The following is a 17,136-nucleotide window of genomic DNA, read 5'->3' on the forward strand; positions in this document are numbered from 1 at the left end:
CCGTGCGCCGCACCGCGACGGGCCAGGACCGGGAGCGCCAGACAGCATGAGTACGCAGGACCGACTGACGCACATCGACGAGGCGGGCGCGGCCCGCATGGTCGACGTATCCGACAAGGACGTGACCGCGCGCACCGCCCGCGCCAGCGGCCGTGTCCTGGTCTCGGCCCGCGTGGTCGAGCTGCTGCGCGGCGAGGGCATGCCCAAGGGGGACGCCCTGGCCACGGCGCGCATCGCGGGCATCATGGGGGCCAAGCGCACCCCGGACCTGATCCCGCTGTGCCACCCGTTGTCGGTCTCCGGTGTGAAACTGGAACTGTCGGTCGCGGACGACGCCGTGGAGATCCACGCCACCGTGCGGACGACGGACCGCACGGGCGTCGAGATGGAGGCGCTCACCGCGGTGTCGGTCGCCGCGCTCACCGTGGTCGACATGGTCAAGGCGGTCGACAAGGGAGCGGTCATCACGGACGTACGGGTGGAGGAGAAGACGGGCGGCAAGTCGGGTGACTGGAGCCGGGCATGACGTATCGCGCTCTGGTGGTCACCGCCTCCAACAGGGCCGCCGCAGGTGTCTACGAGGACAAGGGCGGCCCGCTGGTGGCGGCGGGCCTCGAAGCACTCGGTCTCGCCGTCGACGGGCCGCGGGTGGTCCCCGACGGTGATCCGGTCGAGGCCGCGCTGCGGGCCGGCGCCGAGGCCGGGTACGACGTGATCGTGACCACCGGCGGTACCGGCGTCTCGCCCACCGACCGCACCCCCGAGGCCACCCGCGAGGTGATCGACTACGAGGTCCCGGGCATCGCGGAGGCCATCAGGGCGTTCGGACGGGAGAAGGTACCCACCGCCGCGCTCTCCCGGGGCCTGGCCGGAGTGGCGGGGCGCACCCTGATCATCAATCTGCCGGGTTCCACCGGCGGGGTGCGGGACGGCCTGGCCGTGCTGGAGCCCCTGCTGGTCCACGCCGTCGAGCAGATCCGCGGCGGCGACCACCCCAGACCCGCCGCCACCTCCGGGGGTGCGAGCTGAACAGCCCATCCTGGCCCGTCGTGCTGGCGGACGGCGATGTCGTCCTCCGGCCGATAAAGCTGCGCGACCAGCGGGCCTGGCGCGAGGTGAACCGGCGCAACCGGGACTGGCTGCGGCCCTGGGAGGCGACCATTCCGCCGCCCACGCCCACCGGGCCGATCGCGCACCGGCCGACCTACCGCCAGATGGTCCGGCATCTGCGCTCCGAGGCGAACGCGAGCCGGATGCTGCCGTTCGTCATCGAGTACCAGGGGCAGCTGGTCGGACAGCTGACGGTGGCCGGCATCACCTGGGGGTCGATGTGCTCGGGGCACGTCGGGTACTGGGTGGACGAGGCGGTGGCGGGCCGCGGGGTGATGCCGACCGCCGTCGCGCTGGTGGTGGACCACTGTTTCCGCACCGTCGGCCTGCACCGCATCGAGGTCTGCATTCGGCCCGAGAACCGGCCCAGCCGCCGGGTGGTGGAGAAACTCGGATTCCGGGAGGAGGGGCTGCGGCCGCGTTATCTGCACATCGACGGGGCCTGGCGCGACCACCTCGTCTTCGCGCTCACCGCGGAAGAGGTACCCGAAGGGCTGCTCGCGCGCTGGCGGCGGGCACGATCCGAGGAGAACAGCCGGCAGAACCCCCAGGGAAATCCCGCATAGCCATAAATTGAATGCGTGTTCGAAATTGATCGGCCGATGACCGCCTCGGGGCATTCCCTTCACGGCTCGGGCGGTCTGGTGATCACATCGGTCGCAAAAAAAGCTAGAAATATCAGCCAGATCGTGCGACACACCGGCCCAATTGGCGGATGGCCTCACGCAAACCCCTCTACGGTGTGAGACGTGAGCAGCAGCGGCCTCATCTACGCAATCATTGTCGGGGCCTGGGCCGCCTACTTGGTGCCGATGTGGCTCCGTAGGCAGGACGAGCTGAACGAGGCCCGTCCGACGGAACGCTTCAGCACCGCCATCCGGCTGCTGTCCGGACGGGCGGGGATGGAGCGTCGGTACGCCAGGGACCTGCGGGCGCGCTCCACCCAGGAGGGGGAGCGGGACGCCCGGGAACCGGACGCCGTCACCGACTCGGTGGACGTCCGGGCCTTCGCCATGCCCCCGACGCGCCCTCAGGTACGGCCGGACACCGAGCCGGAGGCGCCCGGCCGCCCGGAGCCGGCGCGCGACAAGGCGGTCCCGCCGAAGTCCAAGTCCCCCTCCGTGCCCGCGCCCAAGTCCCGCTCCGGGTCCGTGTCCCAGTCCGTCTCGGTGCCCGCGCAGAAGAGGGCGCCGGAAGCACGGCGCTCGTCCTCGGCGCAGGCCGCCGCGGCACGCGCCCAGCGCACGAAGGTACTCGCGCGCCGTCGACGCACAACTGTGCTGCTCTTCCTGGCGTTCACGCTCGGTGCCGTGGTCGCCGCCGTCGGCGGCCTCGCGTTCCTGTGGGCGCCCGCCGTGCCCGCCGTGCTGCTCAGCGGGTACATCGCCTATCTGCGCTCCCAGGAACGCCGCCGCTTCGCCTACCAGATGGACCGCCGGCGCGCCGAGGTCGCGGCACAGCGCCTCAGGGAGCGCCAGCCGCGCAGGCGTGCCTCCGTCGACGCGGGCCCCGGTGCCGACGAAGCGGACGAGGGACCGGCGCCCGAGACCGACCCCGGCCTCCTGGCGCTCGCCGCGGACCGGCGCGCCCTCGTCGAGCAGACCGATCACGCCGAGTGGGTCGACCAGCAGCGTGAGCGCCGGCAGCGGCCCGGGCACGGCGACAGCTGGGACCCGGTGCCGGTGCCGTTGCCGACGTACGTGACCGCGCCGGTGGCGCCGCGCGCGACCTCCGGCGTGGACCTCGGGGCGCCCGACGCCTGGAGTTCGGCCCGGTCCAGTGCGGTCGTGCCCGAGCAGGAGACGCCGTCCGCGCCGGAGGCCGGGGCGGAGGAGGCGGCCGCCGCGGCCGGGGACCGGCCGGCGGACGGCCGCAGCGACGCGCGCCGCGCCGCCTCCGCCCGCCGGGCCCGCGAGCGCGGCCGCACACCCCTGTTCGACCAGTACGAGGACGGCGAGCGCCCGCGCGCGGCCAACGAGTGACTCCACCGCACTTCGCCACACTGCCCGCGCGAGCCCCGGGGAGCCGCCCCTGACCAGTCAGGGAACGGATTTCCAAGCACCCCGACCGGGATGCTAGAGTTTCACTCGTTGCAAGGGCCTGTGGCGCAGTCCGGTAGCGCACCTCGTTCGCATCGAGGGGGCCAGGGGTTCAAATCCCCTCAGGTCCACGCATCATGAAGCCCCGGTCGGCGGAAGTCGACCGGGGCTTCAGCATGTCCGCGGTGTCTACAGCCGCTTCGCGAAGCAGCGGCTCTCCTCGTGGAAGCGGTAGTAGCCGAACTTCTCGCACGGCTCGTACCCGCAGGACGTGTAGAGGGCGATCGCCTCCGGCTGCTTGGTGCCCGTCTCCAGGACCATGCGGACGCGGCCGGCCGTGCGGGCGTCCTCCTCCAGTGCCGCGAGTATGCGGCGGGCCAGACCCCGTCCGCGCATCCCGGTGACCACGAACATGCGCTTGATCTCGGCGTCGCCGTCCTCGTTGCCGTCACCGTTGCGGTCCTGGCCGCGCCAGCCGCCGGTGGCCACCGGGCGCTCGCGCTCGTCGTACGCGATCAGGTACACGCCCCGGGGCGGATCGAAGTCGGCCGCGTCGAGAGCGGTGGCGTCGCCGCCGTCGCCGTAGCGCAGGTGGTATTCGGCCTGGACCTCGTCGTTGAGCTTGACGGCGTCGGGGTGATCGAAACGAACACGACGAATATGCATGCTGGTTATCGTACTTCTATGCAGGGACAGGGAGGGGAACTGGTCCAGTGTGCCGGTATCGTGCCCTGGTGCTGACTGTGACCTCGGTGAATGTGAACGGACTGCGGGCCGCCGCCAAGAAGGGCTTCGTGGAGTGGCTCGGCCGGACCTCCGCGGACGTGGTGTGCCTCCAGGAGGTGCGGGCGGAAGCGCACCAGCTGCCCGAGCCGGTACGGCGGCCCGACGGATGGCACGTCGTGCACGCCCCCGCCGCCGCCAAGGGCCGCGCGGGCGTCTCCCTCTACGCCCGCCGCGAGCCCGACCGCGTCCAGGTCGGCTTCGGATCGTCGGAGTTCGACGCCGGCGGTCGCTACGTCGAGGCCGACCTTCCCGGCGTCACCGTCGCCTCCCTCTACCTGCCCTCCGGGGAGGTCGGCACCGAGCGGCAGGAGGAGAAGGTGCGGTTCATGGGCGAGTTCCTCGCCTACCTCAAGGAGCTGCGGGAGCGGGCCGCCGCCGACGGGCGCGAGGTCGTCGTCTGCGGCGACTGGAACATCGCCCACCGGCAGGCCGACCTCAAGAACTGGCGCGGCAACACCAAGAACTCCGGGTTCCTGCCCGAGGAGCGGGAGTGGCTCGGCAGTGTCCTCGACCCGGCCGCCGGCGGATACGTCGACGTCGTACGCGCCTTGCACCCGGACGTCGAGGGGCCCTACACCTGGTGGTCCTACCGTGGGCGGGCCTTCGACAACGACTCGGGGTGGAGGATCGACTACCAGGTGGCCACGCCCGGGCTCGCGGCCCGGGCCGTCAAGGGCTTCGTGGAGCGGGCGGCCACGCACGCCGAGCGGTGGTCCGACCATGCGCCGGTCACCGTCGTCTACGACCGCTAGGCCGACGGCGGGTTCGACGGCGGGTTCGACGGCGGGTTCGACGGCGGGTTCGACGGCCGGGGCGGAATCCGGCAGGGGCGTGCGGCGGCCGTGTTCACGCCCGCTCGCGCAGCTTGCGGTCCAGGGCCAGCGAAAGCTCCGCCTCCACCACACTGGTGGCCAGCGGTCGCAGGCGTTGCAGGTCCTCCTCGTGGGCGTGGCGAAGGATCAGGGCGGAGAAGAGTTCGGCCATCGCGTCGGCGTGCTCACGGACGCGCTTGCCGGCCGCCAGGACCTCGGCGAGCGGGATGCCCTCGCGGACCAGGGCGGAGGACACGTCCAGCAGCCGGCGGCTGATGTGGACCAGCTCGTCGCCGTCCGTGCCGAGGTAGCCCAGGTCCATGGCCGCGGCGAGGTTCTCGGGGGTGACCTCGCCCTCGAAGCGGGCGGCGAGTTCCTCCGGGGTGAGGCGGACCGGCTCCTCCTCGGTGGGGCCGCCGACGCCGAGCAGGTCGGCGACGTCACGGCCGTGGTCGAAGGCCTCGGCCAGCTCGGCGATGCCGCTCAGCGTGTGGCCGCGCTCCAGCAGCGCCGAGATGGTGCGGAGGCGGGCCAGGTGGTGGTCGTCGTACCAGGCGATACGGCCCTCGCGGCGCGGCGGCGGGATCAGCTTGCGCTCCCGGTAGAAGCGCAGGGTGCGCACCGTGATGCCGGCGAGTCCGGCCAGCTCCTCCATGCGGTACTCACGCTTCTCGGTCACGCCCGCAGCCTATGTTGTACCGCCGGTAACTTCCCTCTCCCCACCCCTACCCATCGGTACGGAGCTGCTCTACGCTCCGATTGCGCCAGCGTTCACTGGCATGGTCACGCGCGAAAGGGATCGGGATGACCGAACACGAACACGAGCATGTGCGGGTGGCGGTGATCGGGTCCGGGTTCGGCGGGCTGGGGGCCGCCGTGCGGCTGCGCCGGGAAGGCGTCACCGACTTCGTCGTCCTGGAGCGGGCGAGCGCCGTCGGCGGCACCTGGCGCGACAACAGCTACCCCGGGTGCGCCTGCGACGTACCGTCCCACCTGTACTCCTTCTCCTTCGCGCCCAATCCCGAGTGGCCACGCGCCTTCTCCGGGCAGGAGCACATCCGCGCCTATCTGGAGCGCGTCACCGACGTCTTCGGGCTGCGACCGCACCTGCGTCTCGACTCCGAGGTGAAGCTGATGCGCTGGGACGCCGAGCGGCTGTGCTGGCACATCGAGACCACCCGCGGACCGCTCAGCGCCGATGTCGTCGTCTCCGCCACCGGGCCGCTGTCCGATCCGAAGATCCCCGACATCCCGGGGCTGGCCTCCTTCCCCGGCAAGGTCTTCCACTCGGCCCGCTGGGACCACGACTACGACCTGCGCGGCAAGCGGGTCGCCATGGTCGGCACCGGCGCCTCCGCCATCCAGATCGTGCCGGCCATCCAGCCCGAGGTCGGCCGCCTCACCCTCTTCCAGCGCACCCCGCCCTGGGTGATGCCCCGCGTCGACCGCGCCATCAGCGGCGCCGAGCGCCGGCTGCACCGACAACTGCCCTTCACCACCCAGGCGCGGCGCGCGACGCTGTGGGGCATCAGGGAGTTGCAGGTCCAGGCGTTCACCAAGCACCCCGACGCACTCGGCCTGGTGGAACGGGTCGCCCGGCGCAACATGGCCCGCGCCGTCAAGGACCCGGCCCTGCGCGCCCGGCTCACCCCCGACTACCGCATCGGCTGCAAGCGGATCCTGCTGTCCAGCTCCTACTATCCGGCGCTGGCCCGGCCCAACGTGGACGTGGTGGCCGCCGGGCTCAGCGAGATCCGCGGGTCCACCGCCGTCGCCGCCGACGGCAGCGAGGCCGAGGTCGACGCGATCATCTTCGGTACGGGCTTCCACGTCACCGACATGCCCATCGCCGAGCGCGTGGTCGGCGCGGCCGGCACCACCCTCGCGGAGGCCTGGAAGGGCGGCATGCAGGCCCTGCGCGGCGCCTCGGCCGCAGGCTTCCCCAACTGGCTGACGATCATCGGGCCCAACACCGGCCTCGGGAACTCCTCCATGATCCTCATGATCGAGTCGCAGCTGAACTACCTGGCCGACTACCTGCGCCAGCTCGACGTCCTCGGCGGACGCGCCGCGCTCGACGCCCGCCCCGGTGCCGTACGGGCCTGGAACCACAGGGTCCAGGAACGGATGAAGCGGACCGTGTGGAACACCGGCGGCTGCACCAGCTGGTACCTCGACGCGAGCGGCCGCAACACCACCATCTGGCCCGGTACGACGGCGGAGTTCCGGCGGGCGACCCGGCGGGTGGACCTGACGGAGTACGAGGTGCTGCGCGGCCCGGGCCAGGACCCCGCCGGACGGCGCACGACCACCTCCGGCGAGAAGAGCGAGGCCACCGCATGAGCCGGCTCACCCGCACGGACACCGGCGCCGGGGCCGTAGCCGGGGCCGTCGCCCCGCCCGCGCCCGCGCGCGTCCTCACCGTCGAGTCCGCCGACGGCGCCCGGCTGCATGTCGAGGTGCACGGTCCGGACAACGCGCCCCCGGTCGTCCTCGCCCACGGCTGGACCTGCTCCACCCGCTTCTGGGCGGCGCAGATCAGCGAACTGGCGGCCGACCACCGGGTCATCGCCTACGACCAGAGGGGCCACGGACGCAGTCCCGCGAGCCCCGCTTGCACCACCGACGCGCTGGCGGACGACCTCGAGGCCGTGCTCGCCCACACCCTCGCGCCCGGGGAGAAGGCCGTGGTGGTCGGGCACTCCATGGGCGGGATGACGGTCATGGCCGCCTCCGCCCGGCCCCGCTTCCGCGAGCACGCCGCCGCCGTCCTGCTGTGCAGCACGGGCAGCGGGCGGCTGGTCGCCCAGGCGCGCGTAGTGCCGCTGCCCGCCGGGCGCGTACGCAGCTGGATGACCACGCGCATCCTCACCTCGCGCGCCCCGCTCGGGCCGGTCACGCCGGTAGCGAAGCGCATCCTCAAGTACGCCACCATGGGCGCCGGTTCCGCCCCGCACCTGGTGGAGGCGTGCGCGCGGATCGTGCACGCCTGCCCGCGCGCCGTACGCCACAGCTGGGGGCGCGTGCTGGCGGCGCTCGACCTCGACCACGGCGTACGGGATCTGCGGGTGCCGACGGCGGTGATCGCCGGAACCGCCGACCGGCTCACGCCCCCGGCGCACGCCCGCTCGCTCGCCGCCGAACTGCCCCACTGCGTGGGCCTCACCGAGCTGCCCGGACTCGGCCACATGACCCCGGTCGAGGCACCGGAACTGGTGACCGCCACGATCCGGGAACTCGTCACCACGTACACCGGGAAGACCGGGCACACCGGAGACACCGGGAACACCGAAGCCGTGCGGGCCGACCGGACGGTCAACGAGCAGGTCAAGGAGGGCGCATGAGCAGGGTGAGCCTCGAAGGGCAGGTCGCCGTCGTCACCGGAGCGGCGCGCGGAGTCGGCGAGCTGCTCGCCCGCAAGCTCTCCGCGCGGGGTGCCAAGGTCGCGCTGGTCGGCCTGGAGGAGGAGGCACTCAAGGAGGTCTCAGGGCGGCTGCACGGCGACAGCGCCCACTGGTACGCCGACGTCACCGATCACGAGGCGATGACCCGGGTCGCGGCGGAGGTCAAGGAGCGGTTCGGGAAGGTCGACATCGTGGTCGCCAACGCGGGCGTCGCGACCGGCGGTCCGTTCGTGGACTCCGATCCGCAGGCCTGGCGTCGGGTGATCGAGGTGAACCTGATCGGTTCGGCGGTCACGGCCCGCGCGTTCCTGCCGGTGCTCGCCGAGAGCCGTGGCTATCTGCTCCAGATCGCCTCGCTCGCGGCGATCACCCCGGCGCCGATGATGACGGCGTACTGCGCCTCCAAGTCGGGTGTGGAGGCGTACGCGCACAGCCTGCGCGCCGAGGTCGGCCACCAGGGCGTGCGCGTCGGCGTCGGGTACCTGTCCTGGACCGACACCGACATGGTGCGCGGCGCCGACCAGGACGAGGTGATGCGGGAGTTGAGGCAGCGGCTGCCGTGGCCCTCCAACAAGACCTACCCGCTGGGCCCGGCGGTGGACCGGATCGTGGCCGGGATCGAACGGCGGTCCGCCCATGTGTACGGGCAGTGGTGGTTGCGCGGGATGCAGGGGGTGCGCGGATATCTGCCGGCCCTCATCGGCACGGTCGGGCAGCGCGAGATGAGGCGCTTCGCGCCCCGTCTGCAGGGGATGCGTTCCGGGCTCGTCGGTGCGGGCGGGGCGGCGGACGAAGCGGCCAGGGCTACGCACCGTAACTGATCGACATGCGCTCCGTGTTCGCCCGTGTGAACCTGGTCGAGGCCCCACCGAGGGGCCCAACCCCCCACTCACCTTGGGAGTGAACCCACATGGGTATGAAGGACCAGTTCCAGGAGAAGTCGAACGAACTGCGTGAGCGCGGCAAGGAGAAGCTCGGCCAGGCCGGTGACAAGGCCGGCCGGCGTGGCGAGCAGCCGCAGACGCCGCAGCGCGGTCAGCAGCAGCCGCAGCGTGGCGGCCAGCAGCAGGGCCAGCGTGGTCAGCAGACGCCGCGTGAGAACTTCCGCGACATCGAACGATGACGTGGGGTGCCCCTCTCTCCGAGGGGCACCCTGCGTTTGCCGTCCCGTTCGCCGTCCCGTTCGCCGAGCCGTTCGCAGTCGCCGTTTACTGACGCGGCGGCAGCTTCGGGCGGGAGCGGTCCGGTACCTCGTGGTAGCCGGGGGGCGTCGCGGCGGGCTGGGTGGTCAGGAGGTCCAGGGCCAGGAGGACCGCGTCGTCGAGCTGGGCGTGGCGGCCCTCGGCCCAGTCCAGGGGGGTGCGCAGGATCTCCAGGTCGGGGGCGACGCCGTGGTTCTCCACGGACCAGCCGTAGGCGTCGAACCAGGCGGCGTTCATCGGCACCGTGATCACCGTGCCGTCGCCCAGCCGGTGCCGGCCGGTCATGCCGACCACCCCGCCCCAGGTGCGCTGCCCGACCACCGGGCCGAGCCCGAGCAGCTTGAAGGCGGCCGTGATCATGTCGCCGTCGGAGGAGGTCGCCTCGTCGGCCAGCGCGACCACCGGCCCCCGGGGCGCGTTCGAGGTGTAGGACACCGGCTGGGCGTCGCGCGTCAGGTCCCAGCCGAGGATGGTGCGGGTCAGCTTCTCGATGACCAGTTCGCTGATGTGGCCGCCCGCGTTGCCGCGCACGTCCACCAGCAGCGCGGGCCGTGAGACCTCCATGCGCAGGTCGCGGTTGAACTGGGCCCAGCCCGAGCCGCCCATGTCGGGGATGTGCAGATAGCCGCACTTGCCGCCGCTCACCTCCCTGACGACCGCCCGGCGTTTGGCCACCCAGTCCTGGTAGCGCAGCGGCCGTTCGTCGATGAGCGGGACGACGGCGACCCGCCGGGCCGGCCCGAACCCACCGCCACCCCCGCCCCCTTCACCACTCTCGGCGCCCTCCGTGCCCTCCGTGCTCTCGGCGCCCTCCGTGCTCTCGGCACCCCCCGTGCCCCCCGTGCCCCCCGCGCCCTCCGCGCCCTCCGCGCTCTCGGTGCTCTCGGTGCTCTCGGAGCTCTCGGCGCCCTCGGCACCCCCCGCGCCCTCGGCGCCCTCGGCACCACCCGTGCCCTCCGCACCCCCCGCGCCCTCGGCGCCCTCGGCACCACCCGTGCCCTCCGCACCTCCCGCGCCCTCGGCGCCCTCCGCACCCCCCGCACTCTCTCCGCCCTTACCGTTCTCCGCGCCCTTACCGTTCTCCGGAAGAGCGAACGTCAGCTCCACCGTCGTACCGCCCGCGCCCGCGAGCAGTGGATAGGGGCCCGCCACCGGGTCCACCGGGCGGCCGTCCACGTGGGTGAGGACCGCGCCCTCCCGGATCCCGGTGCCGGCCAGTGGTGAGCGGGCCTTGGAGTCGGAGGAGTCGCCGGACAGGATGCGCCGGACCGTCCAACCCCCGTCCCGGCGTACCAGGTTGGCGCCGAGCAGGCCCTGCCAGCGCTGGTAGTGCGGCGGGCCCTCGTTGCGGCGGGCGGCGGTGACGTAGGCGTGGGAGGTGCCGAGTTCGCCCAGCACCTCGCGCAGCAGGTCGGCGAACTCGTCGGGGGAGGCGACCCGTTCGACCAGCGGGCGGTACTGGTCGAGCACCGCCTCCCAGTCGATGCCGCACATGCCCGGATCCCAGAAGTAGGCGCGGATGATTCGGCCGGCCTCGTCGTACGCCTGGCGCCACTCGGCGGCGGGGTCGACCTCGTGCAGGATCCGGCGCAGGTCGATCCAGGTCGTCGTGTCGCCGTCGCCGGACTCGGTCGAGGGCACCGCCCGCAGGTCGCCCTCGTCGACCACGACCAGCCGGGTGCCGTCCCCGCTGACCGTGAACCAGTCGAGGTGGTCGACGAGTTCGGCCTTCTTCGCCTTGGTGATGTTGAAGTACTCCAGGGTCGGCCGCCCGCTGGTGTCGGCCGGGTTGACGAAGGTCTCGCCGAGCGCGCCGGAGATCGGCCAGCGCAGCCAGACCAGCCCGCCGCCCGCCACCGGGTGCATCGCCGAGTACTTGGAGGCGGTGACCGGGAAGGGGGTCACCCTGCTCTCCAGGCCCTCGACCTCCACGGTCACCGTGCTGCCGTCGCCGGGCTCCTCGTCCTCCAGGGGGTCGAGTCCACCGGCGGCGGGGCGGCCGTCCGGGCTGAGGGCGAAGGGGGAGGGGGTGGCCGAGGAGAGCGGCACCAGGTACGGGCGGCAGCCCAGCGGGAAGGAGAGGTCGCCGGTGTGGACGTCGTACACCGGGTCGAAGCCACGCCAGGACAGGAAGGCGAGGTAGCGGCCGTCGCGGGTGAAGACGGGGTTCTCGTCCTCGAAGCGGCCGTTGGTGACGTCGACGATGTGCCGGTCCTTGATGCGGGCGAGCTTGATCTGCCGCAGCGAGCGGCCGATGCCCGGATGCGACCAGGTCAGCCAGGCGCCGTCGGGGGAGAAGGCGAGGTCGCGCACGGGGCCGTTGACCGACCGGATCAGCTCGGTGACGCGGCCCTCGGACTCCGGGGCCGGGTCCTCCGGCACGTCGATCAGCAGCAGCCGGCCGTCGTGGGTGGCGAGGGCGAGGCGTTCGCCCTGCGGGTCGCAGACCAGTTCCAGCACCCGGCCCAGCTCGCCCGAGGCCCGTCTGCGGGGCGGGCGGTCGCCGGTGGCGCGGGGGAGGTGCGCCAGCTCGATCGCGTCCTCGCCCTCGGCGTCGGTGACGTAGGCGACCTGCCCGGTCGAGCCCAGCATCTCCGGGAGCCGGATCCGAACGCCCGGTGTCTCGGTGATGGTGCGGGCGGGGCCGTCGCGGTGGGTGAGCCAGTAGAGGCTGCCGCGTACGACGACGGCGCTGGCCCGGCCCGTCTCGTCCACCGAGATGCCGTCCACGTGCTGGGCGGCCGGCACCTGGTAGCGGCGGCGCCCCGCTCGGGGGCCGCTCAGCCGGATGTCGAGCCGGCGGGGCACCGACCCGGCGGACAGGTCGTCCACCAGCCACAGGTCGCCCGCGCACTGGTAGACCACCCGGGTGCCGTCGCCGGCCGCGTGCCGGGCGTAGAAGGAGTCGTGGTCGGTGTGCCGGCGCAGGTCGGAGCCGTCGTACGCGCACGAGTAGAGGTTGCCGATGCCCTCGTGGTCGGAGAGGAAGGCGATCCGGCCGCCGACGAACATCGGGGAGTGCAGATGCCCGCCGATGTCCGGGAGCAGCCGCTGCCCGTGCAGCCAGAGCCGTCCCGTCGCGCCGCCCCGGTACCGCTTCCACGAGGCGGGTTCGTGCGGTGGGGTGCCGGTGAGCAGCAGGGTCCTGTGCTGTCCGTCGACGTCGGCGACCTGGATGTCGGAGACCGGGCCCCAGGGCAGCTTGCGGCCCGGGTCGCCGTCCGTGGACACCTTGTAGGCCCAGGTGTAGTAGGAGAAGGGCTCGCCGTGCGAGGCGACGGCGAGGATGTCGCCCTCCGGGGTCCAGCCGCAGACCTGGGTGTCGGCGCTGCCCCAGTAGGTCAGCTGCCGCCCCGGCCCGCCGTCGACCCCGACCAGGTGGATCTCGGGCACGAGGCTGCGCCAGCTCGTGTAGGCGATGTGGCGGCCGTCGGGCGAGAAGCGGGGGTGGCCGGTCTTGGTCCGGTCCACGGTGAGCCGCCAGGCGCGGCCCGGGCTGTCGAGGGGGGCCAGCCAGAGGTCGTCCTCGGCCACGAAGCACAGCAGGTCGCCGCTGAGGTGCGGTAGGCGCAGATAGCTCACCTACCCATGCTTTTCCGGGGGATGGAGCGCAGCAACTCGTGCGGGTGCGGCACCTCGGGGGAGACCGTGAGCCAAGACACGTACGAAACAGTTTCGTTTCGGACGCTGGTGCGCTACATTCGTGTCGTACGAAGCCGTATGCCATCCGGAGCGGCAACCGAGCGGGAAGGTGAGGGACATGACCGAGGTCGCCGCCGCGCGTCGCAGCCGGATCACGCCCGAGCGTGAGGCCGAGCTGTACGAGGCCGTGCTCGACCTGCTTCGGGAAGTCGGCTACGACGCCCTCACCATGGACGCCGTGGCCGCCCGTACCCGGTCCAGCAAGGCCACGCTCTACCGCCAGTGGGGTGGCAAGGCCGAGCTGGTCGCCAAGGCGGTGCGGCACAACAAGCCGGGCGGCTCCCTGCTGGGACTCGACACCGGGTCGCTCAGAGGCGATCTGCACGCCCTCACGCTGCGCTCCGACGACTGCGAGATGGAACAGAACTCCGCGCTGATGCGGGGCCTGGCCATGGCGATCCACGGCAACCCGGATCTCCTCAAGGCGTTCCGGGAGCACCTCATCGAGCCCGAGATGGCGGAGTTCCGGCGCATCCTGCAGCGCGCGATCGACCGGGGCGAGGTCCGTGCGGACAACCCGGCGACCGAGTTCATGGTGCACATGATGGTCGGTGCGTTCGCCGCGCGGACGCTCATCGACGAGCAGCCGCCGACACAGCGCTTCCTGCTCTCGTACATCGACGCCGTCGTCCTCCCCGCATTCGGCGTCACCGGCTGACCCGTCCCGCCATCCGGGCCGCCCTCACCACCTGAACCATCCCCACCCACACCTGTACCTGACGTCACCGCTCACGTCGTCGGGCCGATCACCCCTGCCCCAAAGGGTCGATCACCCTGCCCTGAACCACCCCACGACCTGACCGGGAGTACGACCTCGTGGCCACGTTCCTGTACAAAATGGGCCGACTCGCCTTTCGGCGACGGCACTTCGTCGCCCTGATATGGGTGGCGCTGCTGACCCTGGCCGGCGTCGGCGCGGCCAGCGCCCCCGCCGCCGGCAACACCTCCTTCTCCATCCCCGGAACCGAGGCCCAGAAGGCCTTCGACCTGCTGGAACAGCGCTTCCCCGGGATGAGCGCCGACGGCGCCACCGCGCGGGTCGTCTTCAAGGCGCCGAGCGGCGAGAAGATGACGGCCGCGGCCAACAAGGCGACCGTCGAGAAGACCGTGCGGGAGCTGAAGGACGGCTCCGAGGTCAGCTTCGTCGCCGACCCCTACACCGGGCACGCCGTCAGCAAGGACGGGACGATCGCGTACGCCTCGGTGAAGTACGAGGTCTCCGGCATGCAGCTGAAGGACTCCACCCGGGAGGCCCTGAAGGCGGCGGCACAGGACGCGCGGAACGCCGGACTGACCGTCGAGGTGGGCGGTGACGCGCTCACCGCCACGCCCGAGACCGGCTCCAGCGAGGTCATCGGCATCGCGATCGCGGCCGTCGTCCTCGTCATCACCTTCGGCTCGCTGCTCGCGGCCGGCTTCCCGCTGCTGACGGCCCTCATCGGCGTCGGCATCGGCGTCTCCACCATCACGGCCCTGGCCGGCGCCCTGGACCTGGGGTCCACCACCTCCACCCTGGCGTCGATGATCGGCCTGGCCGTCGGCATCGACTACGCGCTGTTCATCGTCTCCCGCTACCGCGCCGAACTCGCCGAGGGCCGCGAACGCGAGGAGGCGGTCGGACGCGCCGTCGGCACGGCGGGCTCGGCGGTGGTCTTCGCGGGCCTCACGGTCGTGATCGCCCTGGTCGGCCTGTCGGTGGTCAACATCCCGATGCTCACCAAGATGGGCATCGCGGCGGCGGGCACGGTCGCCATCGCCGTACTGATCGCCCTGACGATGATCCCGGCGCTGCTCGGGTACGCGGGCCGCAAGGTCAAGCCGGCGGGCGAGAAGAGCAAGCTGCTCGGCGGCGGCCGCGGGCCGAGGAAGGCGGACCGCCCCAACATGGGCACCCGCTGGGCGAGCTTCGTGGTACGACGCCCGGTCGCCGTACTCCTGCTCGGTGTGGTCGGCCTCGGCGCGGCGGCGGTCCCGGCCGCCTCACTGCAGCTCGGCCTCCCGGACGACGGCTCCCAGCCGACGTCGACGACGCAGCGCCGCGCGTACGACCTGCTGTCCGAGGGCTTCGGACCGGGCTTCAACGGGCCGCTGCTGGTCGTGGTCGACGCCAAGGACAGCACCCACCCGAAGGCCGCCTTCACCAAGGTCCGCGACGAGATCAAGGGCCTCAAGGACGTGGTGACGGTGGCCCCGGCCGCGCCCGACAAGGCCGGCGACACCGCGACGATCACCGTCGTCCCCGGCTCCAAGCCGTCCTCCACCACCACCGAGGACCTGGTCCACGCCATCCGTGACAAGGGCGCCGGCATCTCGTCCGCCACGGACGCGAAGCTCTACGTCACCGGCTCCACCGCGATGAACATCGACGTGTCGCAGAAGCTGAACGACGCCCTGGTCCCGTACCTGGTGCTGGTGGTCGGCCTGGCGTTCCTGCTGCTGATCGTGGTCTTCCGCTCGGTCCTGGTCCCGCTGAAGGCGGCCCTCGGCTTCCTGCTGAGCGTGATGGCGGCCCTGGGCGCGGTGGTCGCGGTCTTCCAGTGGGGCTGGCTGTCCGGCCTGGTGGGCGTCGAGGAGACCGGCCCGGTCATGTCGATGATGCCGATCTTCATGGTGGGCGTGGTCTTCGGCCTCGCGATGGACTACGAGGTCTTCCTCGTCACCCGGATGCGGGAGGCGTTCGTCCACGGCGAGAAGCCCGGCCAGGCGGTGGTGACCGGCTTCCGGCACGGCGCGCGGGTGGTCACGGCAGCCGCCATCATCATGATCGCCGTCTTCTCGGGCTTCATCGGCTCCAGCGAGTCGATGGTGAAGATGATCGGCTTCGGCCTCGCGGTCGCCGTCTTCTTCGACGCGTTCATCGTCCGCATGGCGATCGTCCCGGCCGTCCTCGCCCTGCTCGGCAAGCGTGCCTGGTGGCTGCCGAGGTGGCTGGACCGCGCGCTGCCCAACGTGGACGTGGAGGGCGAGGGCCTGCGTACGGCGCGGGACCGCGAGAACACCGGCCCCGACGAGGACCGGGAACTGGCACACGTCTGACGCACCGCTTCCGGCACGGACCGGCCGGTGAGGACTCCGCGACGACGGAGCGTCCTCACCGGCCTTCCGTTCCCCCGCGCGGGGACCTCGCCCCCTCGCCCGTCCCGCGCGCCTGCCGCTGACGTGCCGGTCCATGACCACGCCATCCACATCAGGAACCCGTCCCGCCGGCGTGCGCGAGCCGAGCGCGTGACGCCGCTGGTCGCCTCCGCCGTTCTGCTCGCCGCCGTCGCGCACGCCAGTTGGAACGCGATCGCCCACCGGATCACCGACAAACTCGTCGGGTTCGCGCTGATCTCGGGCGGCGGGGTGCTGACCGGGCTGGCGCTGGCGCCGTTCGTGGCGTTCCCGGCGGCGCCCGCCTGGCCGTATCTGCTCGTCTCCGCGTGCGTGCACATCGTCTGCTACACCCTGTTGACGACCTCCTTCCGGCTCGGTGACTTCGGGCAGGCCTACCCCCTCGCGCGCGGCACCGCGCCGCTGGTGGTGACCGTGCCGGCGGCCGTGTTCGCGCACGAGGTGCCCGATGGCTGGGCGGCCGCCGGGATCGCCGTGTCCTGCGTCGGGCTGACCGCAGTGAGCCTGTGGGGGCTGCGCGGGCACCGGCCGGACCGGGCCGCGATCGGCGCGGCCCTCGCGACCGGTCTGACGATCGCCGCGTACACGCTGATCGACGGCCTGGGCGTCCGCGCCGCCCACTCCCCGCTCGGCTACATCGCCTGGCTGATGGCATTCAGGGCGTCGTCATCCCGGCCTTCCTGTACGCGCGCGTGCGGGGCGGCATCGTCCCGCTGCTGCGGCCCCACGTCCCGGTCGGCCTCCTCGGCTCCGTGCTCTCGGTCGCCGCGTACGCCCTGGTCCTGTGGGCCCAGACGCGCGCCGAACTCGCCCCGGTGGCCGCCCTGCGGGAGTCCTCGGTCAAGTCGGGTTCATGCAGTAATAACTTGGCTGTTCAGGGATGCTGAGAGCCTGCCATCATGTCCCGCGCCACCCGGCCGTGCACAAGCAGCCCTCACCGGTGCACGAGCGCGGCGGATTCGCAAGG

The 17,136-nt window shown here is 72.3% G+C and carries 14 protein-coding genes, 1 tRNA gene and 1 pseudogene; 13 read left to right on the top strand and 3 right to left on the bottom strand.

All coding sequences use genetic code 11. The features are described from left to right. Window positions 1-46: 46 nt before the first annotated feature. The 5 genes from moaC (at window position 47) to ACFYMM_RS29805 (ending at window position 3,280) form a co-directional block, all read left to right on the top strand. Window positions 47-526: a cyclic pyranopterin monophosphate synthase MoaC gene (gene moaC, locus ACFYMM_RS29785; protein ID WP_388391875.1), complete on the top strand. Its 480-nt coding sequence runs from the start codon at window positions 47-49 to the stop codon at window positions 524-526. Then, a complete protein-coding gene (locus tag ACFYMM_RS29790; RefSeq protein WP_388391877.1) occupies window positions 523-1,029 on the top strand; it encodes a molybdenum cofactor biosynthesis protein B in 507 nt (168 codons plus the stop codon). The genes moaC and ACFYMM_RS29790 overlap by 4 nt, the downstream gene beginning before the upstream one ends. Before the next feature lie 20 nt (window positions 1,030-1,049). Then, window positions 1,050-1,676 carry a GNAT family N-acetyltransferase gene (locus ACFYMM_RS29795; protein WP_388391879.1) on the top strand — a complete coding sequence of 209 codons (627 nt, stop codon included), beginning with the start codon at window positions 1,050-1,052 and terminating at the stop codon, window positions 1,674-1,676. A gap of 183 nt (window positions 1,677-1,859) precedes the next feature. Further along, on the top strand, window positions 1,860-3,092 hold the full coding sequence (gene glpR / locus ACFYMM_RS29800) for a gephyrin-like molybdotransferase receptor GlpR (RefSeq protein WP_388391881.1): 1,233 nt from the start codon (window positions 1,860-1,862) through the stop codon (window positions 3,090-3,092). Between the two features lie 114 nt (window positions 3,093-3,206). Next, window positions 3,207-3,280 (top strand) — tRNA-Ala (locus tag ACFYMM_RS29805). 58 nt (window positions 3,281-3,338) lie between these two features. Here ACFYMM_RS29805 and ACFYMM_RS29810 read toward each other — a convergent pair. Then, entirely contained in the window at window positions 3,339-3,815 is a 477-nt protein-coding gene (locus ACFYMM_RS29810; protein WP_388391883.1) for a GNAT family N-acetyltransferase, read from the bottom strand. Between the two features lie 77 nt (window positions 3,816-3,892). Here ACFYMM_RS29810 and ACFYMM_RS29815 point away from each other — a divergent pair, with 77 nt between their 5' ends. Continuing rightward, on the top strand, window positions 3,893-4,687 hold the full coding sequence (locus ACFYMM_RS29815) for an exodeoxyribonuclease III (RefSeq protein WP_388392105.1): 795 nt from the start codon (window positions 3,893-3,895) through the stop codon (window positions 4,685-4,687). Window positions 4,688-4,781: 94 nt separating this feature from the next. Here the strand turns inward: ACFYMM_RS29815 and ACFYMM_RS29820 are convergent, their stop codons facing one another. Next, on the bottom strand, window positions 4,782-5,426 hold the full coding sequence (locus ACFYMM_RS29820; RefSeq protein ID WP_388391885.1) for a MerR family transcriptional regulator: 645 nt from the start codon (window positions 5,424-5,426) through the stop codon (window positions 4,782-4,784). 125 nt (window positions 5,427-5,551) lie between these two features. Between ACFYMM_RS29820 and ACFYMM_RS29825 the strand changes: the two genes are divergently transcribed. From ACFYMM_RS29825 to ACFYMM_RS29840, 4 genes are all read left to right on the top strand, one after another. Continuing rightward, window positions 5,552-7,090: a flavin-containing monooxygenase gene (locus ACFYMM_RS29825; RefSeq protein WP_388391886.1), complete on the top strand. Its 1,539-nt coding sequence runs from the start codon at window positions 5,552-5,554 to the stop codon at window positions 7,088-7,090. Further along, the gene (locus tag ACFYMM_RS29830; protein WP_388391888.1) at window positions 7,087-8,091 is read left to right on the top strand and encodes an alpha/beta fold hydrolase; all 1,005 of its coding nucleotides are present in this window, start codon (window positions 7,087-7,089) and stop codon (window positions 8,089-8,091) included. The genes ACFYMM_RS29825 and ACFYMM_RS29830 overlap by 4 nt, the downstream gene beginning before the upstream one ends. Then, complete coding sequence (locus tag ACFYMM_RS29835) at window positions 8,088-8,972, top strand: SDR family oxidoreductase (RefSeq protein ID WP_388391890.1); 885 nt, start codon at window positions 8,088-8,090, stop codon at window positions 8,970-8,972. The genes ACFYMM_RS29830 and ACFYMM_RS29835 overlap by 4 nt, the downstream gene beginning before the upstream one ends. Window positions 8,973-9,067: 95 nt before the next feature. After that, window positions 9,068-9,274 (top strand): hypothetical protein, encoded by a 207-nt coding sequence (locus tag ACFYMM_RS29840; RefSeq protein ID WP_388391892.1) that lies wholly within the window; start codon window positions 9,068-9,070, stop codon window positions 9,272-9,274. A gap of 85 nt (window positions 9,275-9,359) precedes the next feature. On the opposite strand, the gene ACFYMM_RS29845 is transcribed toward ACFYMM_RS29840, so the two are convergent. After that, window positions 9,360-12,935 carry a S41 family peptidase gene (locus ACFYMM_RS29845; RefSeq protein WP_388391894.1) on the bottom strand — a complete coding sequence of 1,192 codons (3,576 nt, stop codon included), beginning with the start codon at window positions 12,933-12,935 and terminating at the stop codon, window positions 9,360-9,362. Window positions 12,936-13,113: 178 nt separating this feature from the next. Between ACFYMM_RS29845 and ACFYMM_RS29850 the strand changes: the two genes are divergently transcribed. The 3 genes and pseudogenes from ACFYMM_RS29850 (at window position 13,114) to ACFYMM_RS29860 (ending at window position 17,056) form a co-directional block, all read left to right on the top strand. Further along, the gene (locus ACFYMM_RS29850; protein WP_388391896.1) at window positions 13,114-13,713 is read left to right on the top strand and encodes a TetR/AcrR family transcriptional regulator; all 600 of its coding nucleotides are present in this window, start codon (window positions 13,114-13,116) and stop codon (window positions 13,711-13,713) included. Between the two features lie 158 nt (window positions 13,714-13,871). After that, window positions 13,872-16,091, top strand: a complete 2,220-nt coding sequence (locus tag ACFYMM_RS29855) for an MMPL family transporter (protein WP_388391898.1) — start codon at window positions 13,872-13,874, stop codon at window positions 16,089-16,091. Between the two features lie 189 nt (window positions 16,092-16,280). Next, window positions 16,281-17,056 (top strand): annotated as a pseudogene (locus ACFYMM_RS29860) (EamA family transporter). The last annotated feature ends 80 nt before the right edge of the window (window positions 17,057-17,136 follow it).

Source organism: Streptomyces sp. NPDC006739, from assembly GCF_042869815.1.
Lineage (GTDB): Bacteria > Actinomycetota > Actinomycetes > Streptomycetales > Streptomycetaceae > Streptomyces.

Excerpts from the sequence above, each read along its gene's own strand:
- ACFYMM_RS29790 (WP_388391877.1), top strand. The coding sequence starts at position 523 with ATGACGTATCGCGCTCTGGTGGTCACCGCCTCCAACAGGGCCGCCGCA.
- ACFYMM_RS29810 (WP_388391883.1), bottom strand. The coding sequence starts at position 3,815 with ATGCATATTCGTCGTGTTCGTTTCGATCACCCCGACGCCGTCAAGCTC.
- ACFYMM_RS29840 (WP_388391892.1), top strand. The coding sequence starts at position 9,068 with ATGAAGGACCAGTTCCAGGAGAAGTCGAACGAACTGCGTGAGCGCGGC.
- ACFYMM_RS29825 (WP_388391886.1), top strand. The coding sequence starts at position 5,552 with ATGACCGAACACGAACACGAGCATGTGCGGGTGGCGGTGATCGGGTCC.
- ACFYMM_RS29835 (WP_388391890.1), top strand. The coding sequence starts at position 8,088 with ATGAGCAGGGTGAGCCTCGAAGGGCAGGTCGCCGTCGTCACCGGAGCG.
- ACFYMM_RS29850 (WP_388391896.1), top strand. The coding sequence starts at position 13,114 with ATGACCGAGGTCGCCGCCGCGCGTCGCAGCCGGATCACGCCCGAGCGT.
- ACFYMM_RS29830 (WP_388391888.1), top strand. The coding sequence starts at position 7,087 with ATGAGCCGGCTCACCCGCACGGACACCGGCGCCGGGGCCGTAGCCGGG.
- moaC (WP_388391875.1), top strand. The coding sequence starts at position 47 with ATGAGTACGCAGGACCGACTGACGCACATCGACGAGGCGGGCGCGGCC.